General features: G+C 51.6%; 6 protein-coding genes and 1 pseudogene. 6 read left to right on the forward strand and 1 reads right to left on the reverse strand.

The window, feature by feature from the left end:
- Positions 1 to 319 precede the first annotated feature (319 nt).
- Complete coding sequence (locus DTL42_RS01350; protein ID WP_147274123.1) at positions 320 to 706, forward strand: hypothetical protein; 387 nt, start codon at positions 320 to 322, stop codon at positions 704 to 706.
- A gap of 99 nt (positions 707 to 805) precedes the next feature.
- On the opposite strand, the pseudogene DTL42_RS01355 reads toward DTL42_RS01350, so the two are convergent.
- Positions 806 to 1013 (reverse strand): annotated as a pseudogene (locus DTL42_RS01355) (IS256 family transposase); the annotation flags it as partial.
- Between the two features lie 331 nt (positions 1014 to 1344).
- Here DTL42_RS01355 and DTL42_RS01360 point away from each other — a divergent pair.
- The 5 genes from DTL42_RS01360 to DTL42_RS01385 all read left to right on the forward strand — a co-directional run.
- On the forward strand, positions 1345 to 3213 hold the full coding sequence (locus tag DTL42_RS01360) for an RHS repeat-associated core domain-containing protein (RefSeq protein ID WP_114366912.1): 1869 nt from the start codon (positions 1345 to 1347) through the stop codon (positions 3211 to 3213).
- Positions 3214 to 3275: 62 nt separating this feature from the next.
- Positions 3276 to 4046: a hypothetical protein gene (locus DTL42_RS01365; protein ID WP_147274124.1), complete on the forward strand. Its 771-nt coding sequence runs from the start codon at positions 3276 to 3278 to the stop codon at positions 4044 to 4046.
- Positions 4047 to 4185: 139 nt separating this feature from the next.
- Positions 4186 to 5313, forward strand: coding sequence for an ISAs1 family transposase (locus tag DTL42_RS01370; protein WP_114366914.1), 1128 nt, complete (start codon positions 4186 to 4188; stop codon positions 5311 to 5313).
- 425 nt (positions 5314 to 5738) lie between these two features.
- Positions 5739 to 6041: a transposase gene (locus DTL42_RS01380; protein ID WP_158545184.1), complete on the forward strand. Its 303-nt coding sequence runs from the start codon at positions 5739 to 5741 to the stop codon at positions 6039 to 6041.
- On the forward strand, positions 6034 to 6677 hold a 644-nt coding region (locus tag DTL42_RS01385), incomplete at its 3' end, for an IS3 family transposase (RefSeq protein ID WP_114366917.1). The genes DTL42_RS01380 and DTL42_RS01385, both read left to right, overlap by 8 nt.

Raw genomic sequence — 6677 nt, forward strand, 5'->3', positions numbered from 1 at the left:
AAAAACGGCCTTGCGACGCCATCGGAATTATTGTACGAAAGCGAGTCGTCGACTACATTGCTTGTAATTTAAAGGACCCTTCGTCACGTTCGCATGATTTCAGGGCAATTGCATGTCACAGTCGTTTTGGAAGATGCAATTTTCTCCGCTTCGTGAAGTCATCGATGCTTTATGGTCATTTTTCCTGGCATGAATGGGGAAGGCAAACGCAACGGCTGCCCTGCGCAATTGCAAAAGACTAGGCCAATAACCGCTTATAGCATTTAGATATATGTCGGTCCTTAGCATGCTCAAACACCAATCTCAAGAAAGGTCAGAAGTGAAAATCGCATACGCAGTTGCGTTGATTGCGGTAATTGCAACGGCTGGAGCAAGCTTGAGCATTTACATGGCAAATCGCATCGAACTTTTACAGCCGCCGGACGTAATCGAATACTCTGGCACAGATCCGTATTTCTTTCGATCTACATCATTTTCTGGCAAGTTTGTAAGAATCGATCGCCGAGACCCTGTCGCTAATCCGGAATTTTTACACCTTGATATTATTGATATCTGGATTAGCGAAGAGAACGGCAATACACATGTAGTACGAGGTTTTATGTCAAGAAAATTAACAGACATCGAAATTCGCAAATTAATCAATAGGAATGAGTCTCACTTCCCTCAAGATGTCTATAACCTTAGAGCATTTTCCACTTTCTTTTAGTGCTGCAATTGGGCTTATGTTTCTCAGGGGCACAGGAACAAGGACCTCTGAATCCATCAACGCTTGTTCGCTTGCTTTGGTTTGAAACGTCTGCGACTACGAACCTGCCCACGATTCAACACGATCGGGCGACCGCTGGTAACGCTTCGCTCCGCACAATTGGTCCGTCTTTACATCGAATCTGGTTCAGCGTCTCCTCCACGGTCGAACGAACAAGCTCATCGAGATGCCCCCGCACGGCGTCGCCGTTAACCTGAATCACATCCCGGATCTCTTCACTGCAGTGATCTTCTGGTACATTCGTCATGGTCAGTCCTCGGTTCTGGTTGGTTGATGTTGGTAATCAAATCCATACCAGAGCCAGGGCTGGCTCTCAAATTCGCGCAGTATTTAGGACGTTATCGGTCCTTGATCCTGAAGCGTGATGTTTGGTAATCGAATCGCACAAAGGAAACAGGAAGGAAGTAATGTTTTCCGTGCCAGCAGCTCTGCCGTAATATCGAAAACTAAACTCAAGAGAGATCGATGGTCAGCCGTAGACTTAAATCTGATCGAGTTGTTCGAGAGAGAAGAAAAGGTGTCAGGACTCTTTTTTTCCTCCACTCGACCCGTGACATACCACTCAAATGGGTAGAGCAATGCGGGCCGACTTCAGCTACGATGCGGAAGATGCGTACCAGTTCACTTCCATCAGCCGCTACGCCGACCTGGCCGGAACCGAACTGGTCGCAACCAGTACCTACGGCTACGACGCGGCCGATCGCATCACCAGCCTGACCCACGCCGACAGCGGCTCCAGTACGCTGGCCGGTTACACCTGGGGCTACGACGAAGGGAACCGCCTGACCGATTTCACGGTTACCGGTTACTCCGCCGAAGACGCCACCTACACCTACGACGACACCGACCAGCTCACCCGAGCCGATCGCAGCGGCACGACGTCCGACGAGTCGTACACCTACGACGAAAACGGCAACCGCACTGGCGGCAGCTACTCGACCGGCGACAACACCCAAATCCTCTCCGACGGCACGTACAACTACACGTACGACGACGAAGGAAACCGCCTCACCAAAACGAATATCTCTACCGGCGAGGTGATCGAATACGAGTGGGACTACCGCAACCGCCTGATCGGCATCACCACGAAGACCAGCGGCGGCACGGTCACCCATGAGGTCGAATACACCTACGATGTATTCAACCGCCGCATCGTAAAAACCATCGACGCCGACGGCGCCGGATCAGGCACCCCCACCGAAGAAGTCTACATCTACGATGGCCTCCGCGAAGAACGAGGTGCCGCCGGTGATCACATGCTTCTCCGGTTCGACGAAGCTGACGACCTGACCGACCGGTTAATGTACGGCCCCAATGTCGATCAAATCCTGGCCACAGAAGAAGTGACCAGCACGTCATCCGCCGGGGATGTCCTCTGGGCATTAACCGATCACCTCGGCACGGTCCGTGATGTGGTCGATTACGACAACTCCACCGATACGACGACAGTTCAGAATCATCTGGCCTATAATTCGTTCGGGAATATCGTTAGTGAAACGAACACGGCAGTGGACTTCCTGTTCGCGTTTACTGGGCGGGAACGAGATGAAGAGAGTGATCTGCAGTACAACCGGGCGAGGTATTATGACTCGGCCGTGGGGCGGTGGATCAGTGAAGACCCAATTGGGTTTGCGGCAAGGGATGAGAACCTCTTCCGGTATGTCGGTAATTCGCCGGTCAACTTCTTGGACTCATCCGGACACGAGACGAAGAACATTGCGGGCGTCGGAACAGCAACAGCAACAGTCAAAACGTTTGATGCCAAATTGCATATCATGCCTGACCCTAATCGTCCATACCTGTACTTTTCCGAAGACGATATGACCCGCAATGGTAACACACTCACTTATAGCATTGAGTATCCAGGAACACCGAGCACAAATGCACAATTAACCTACGGTGTTGTTGCTGACTTCGGGTTTGAGCCCAAGAACACTCCCGACGATGACGATAAGGCAAGTACATATTACATTACCACACGCCAGAACTTTGTTAAAACACTTGTACAAGGACAAAAACAGGAATCGCATTATGGCGAAGTACGTGATGATTGGGTAACCGATGAAAAACATTGGACCAACGGAAAGCTGTCCTATCAAGACACTCCATCGCGAGGCATTTCTGTCAGTGGACTGAATATATCCACCAAACAGGGAGTAACAAAGGACGGGAAAAAAGGGTGGACTTATACCGTTCAGTGGGGTGAAAAGGATCGGGAAAAGGCTGTCGAAGACGAGAAAAAGAAAAAAGCGGCCCAAAACCAGAAGAAATACATAGCCAGAATGGACGGCACATTATTTACCACTAGACTGTATTGCAATTATGAACACATAGGGGAATGGAGATGGGCGTATGCAGTTGTGACAAAGTTTGACCCCAAGACCGGCGACGTGACAAGTATAACAACCCAAGCGGCGAAGATAGAGTGGGTTCCAGCGAAGCAATAACGTACATCGCCATTGCCCGCAATCCTGGCGAGGCCTACACGTAACCACAGAGGGGTGTCTTGGTGATTCCTAAAACTTCACGACAAAAATTTCTCGATCGAATTCGGTTCTTGTTTTGTATTGCTCTTTTATGGCATTTGATTATCGTCTATTCGTCCACACTTGCCCAAGAAACGAATGATTCCAGATTCTTAGAAACGCTTCGAAATGGTGGCATCGTATGCAAACTTATCGCCAACAAAACACATGTTAGAATCGGCTCTGCGGTCGACAATTGGCCCATGGATATTTCCCCGAGGGGATTCAATGAGCTACAAAAGCTAGGCGATATTGATGTTCTTTCAGTAGAATTTCCCACCGGGCTACGCTCCGAAGAATACGAGTTCTTGCAGACACTCGATAAAGTGGTGTCGTTTTCAATATTTTTTCATGATGACGATTTTGGACCACTTATGGCGAGAATTGCCACCTGCAAGGGACTACAACAACTTTCCCTTGGGGTCCATGAGTCCTCTGTCGAAGACTGGGCGGCTCTTGCGAAAGTCGAGCAACTTGAGGAATTACGAGTTTCCTGTCCTAGCCTTTCAAGAGAACAGCTTCACGCAATTTCGACCAATGCCAAGCATCTAACGCGTATAACCATTGGGCGAAGCGGCGTCAGTCAATTCAAGTATCAGGACCTTCTTCCACTGACCTCGATGAATCAGCTTACCAGCCTAATAATTAATGATGCAGACCTGTCAGAAAGTGAGTTGCATAAGCTTAGAATGGCTATGCCACACACCCGTATTTCAATTAATACTGTGCCCATTACAACACTCAAGCTTGAGTAGACAAAGTAGCTGAGAAGAAAAGGTGTCAGGACTGGCTCCAGGGCCAGCGCACTTCGCTAGCACCACTATCCCCGCGCGTGACAAGCGCCGCAAGATGTTTTAGCCTCATAGGTTGAGCCTTCTTTCAAGGAGACCTGTGATGATGGACCGAATTGCCGATTGCTTTGAAGAGCTTACCGACCCGCGGATCGAGACCGATAACAAGCAGCACGAATTGCTCGATATCGTGGTGATCACGATTCTTGCTGTGGTAGGCGGGGCGGAAGGGTGGAAAGATATTGGCCTGTTCGCTCAGGCGAAGACCGACTGGCTGAAAACGTTTTTGAAACTCCCGGCCGGGCCGCCTAGTCGAGACACGATTCGGCGCGTTATATCGCGGCTTGATCCTGAAGAGTTTCAGGCCTGCTTTTCGGCCTGGATTGCGGCGGTAAGTGAAGCCACAGGCGGAGAGATCATCGCCATCGATGGCAAGACTTTGCGGCGGTCGTTCGACCACCAAAGTGGCCAGGCGGCCTTGCACATGGTCAGTGCTTGGAGTGCCAAGAATCATCTGCTGCTGGGGCAACAGTCGGTCGACGCCAAAAGCAACGAGATCACCGCGATTCCCAAACTGCTGAAGATGCTCGACTTGAATGGAACGACGGTGACGATCGATGCGATGGGCTGCCAGAAGAAAATTGCCCGGCAGATCAATGAGCAAGGGGGCGATTACGTACTGGCGTTGAAGGGCAATCAGCAGCAGATTCACACCGCCACGAAGGCAGCTTTCGTTCAAGCAATGGAGGATCCCGAGAACCACAAGTGCCGATCCTATCAGACGCGGGAAACCAACCGCGGACGAATCGAAGAGCGAACTTATTATCAAATGCGAGCCCCTAAAAACCTGCCGGGCCGCGATGCCTGGCCAGGGCTGAAATCGATTGGCATGGTGGTCCGCATCACCGAGCGGGACGGCAAAACGTTCGACGAAGTGCGCTGTTACCTGAGCAGCCATCGCATGGGGGTGAAGCGATTCGCCGAGGCGGTCCGTTCGCACTGGAGCGTGGAAAACTCGCTGCACTGGGTATTGGATGTGACGTTCGATGAAGATCACAGCCGAGTGAGCAAGGACCACGGGGCGGAGAACCTGGGACTACTACGCCGCATGATAATATCTTTATTCAAGCAGTATAAAGGTGACAAACAGAGCATCCGCCAACGCCGCTTAAACGCCAGCTGGAACGATGATTACTTACTGGAAATCGTGGCTGGAGCAGAGACTGCATAGTGCGCTCGCCCTGATCATAAGCCCTGTGCAACTACAAGACGGCAAGACTAAGGATGGTAAAAGGTTTCTGTTTGGAGAAGCAGACCCTATTGTACACGGTCAACCGAAGGCCATCGCTGAGCAATTCACGAAAGAATTGGAACTTGTTCCCCTCGGAGCAAACTTGCATCTCACGACGCAGTTCAGGTCGTCACTTATTCTTTGCGGTGAAAACGTTGGACACTATTCCTGGTCCTATACGCTAGTATTCACTAAGGGGGCAGGCGGAACAGCAAGCATTCAGGTAAAAAACAAAGCCCCAGTATGGAATAACGCTGAGGTGTGAAGTGGACCCCATTATTCGGACCACGGGCTTAGATAGAAAACCTCGCTCCGATCGGTGAGACTGGTGTATTAAATTCACCGTCATGAACTGGGAGCGAGGGATGGCACGGAAGCGGCGGATTTTCACTGCGGCCTTCAAGGCGAAGGTAGCGTTGGAGGCAATCAAGGGGCTCAGCACGATCAGCGAACTGGCTCAGAAGCACAAGCTGCATCCCACGCAGATCAACCTGTGGAAGAAGCAACTTCTCGACGGGGCGGAAGGCGTGTTCGAGGATGGCAGTCAGAAGTCGAAGAGTTCTTCTGAGAATGACGAGCCTCAGGCCGCTGAGTTGTACGAGCAGATTGGTCGCTTGAAGGTTGAGCTCGAATGGCTCAAAAAAAAAGTGGCCCAGCACGGTGAGTGAAGCTCGGACATGGGTCGACTTCGACAACCCGGACTTGAGCGTTCGCGAGCAGTGTCGTTTGCTTGGTCTGCATCGCAGCAATTTGTATTACGATCCGGTTCCCGAAAGCGAAGAGAATCTGCTGCTGATGCGGCTGCTGGATGAAGAGCATCTGCGCCGTCCGGCGCGAGGTTCTCGCCAGATGGTCGACTTTCTGCGAGACGAAGGGCACGTCGTCAATCGCAAGAAAGTGCAGCGTTTCATGCGGAAAATGGGGATCGAAGGCCTTTCGCCCAAACGCCGCACGACGCTGGCCATGCAAGGGCATCGCGTTTATCCGTACCTGCTGCGAGGGCTGGAGATCGCTCGGCCTGATCAGGTGTGGTGCAGCGATATAACGTACGTGCCGATGCGGCGTGGCTTTTTGTACCTGGCGGCCGTTATGGATTGGCACAGTCGTTACGTGATTAGCTGGCGGCTGTCGAACAGCCTGGACGTCGATTTCTGCGTGGAAGCGTTGGAAGATGCGTTTCGACAAGGCAAGCCCGAAATCTTCAACACGGACCAGGGAAGCCAGTTCACCAGCCGCGAGTTCACGTCGCTGCTGCATTCGCAAGACGTGGCGATCAGCATGGATGGGAAAGGTCGAGCGATCGA

Origin of the sequence: Bremerella cremea, assembly GCF_003335505.1 — a bacterium.
Lineage (GTDB): Bacteria > Planctomycetota > Planctomycetia > Pirellulales > Pirellulaceae > Bremerella > Bremerella cremea_A.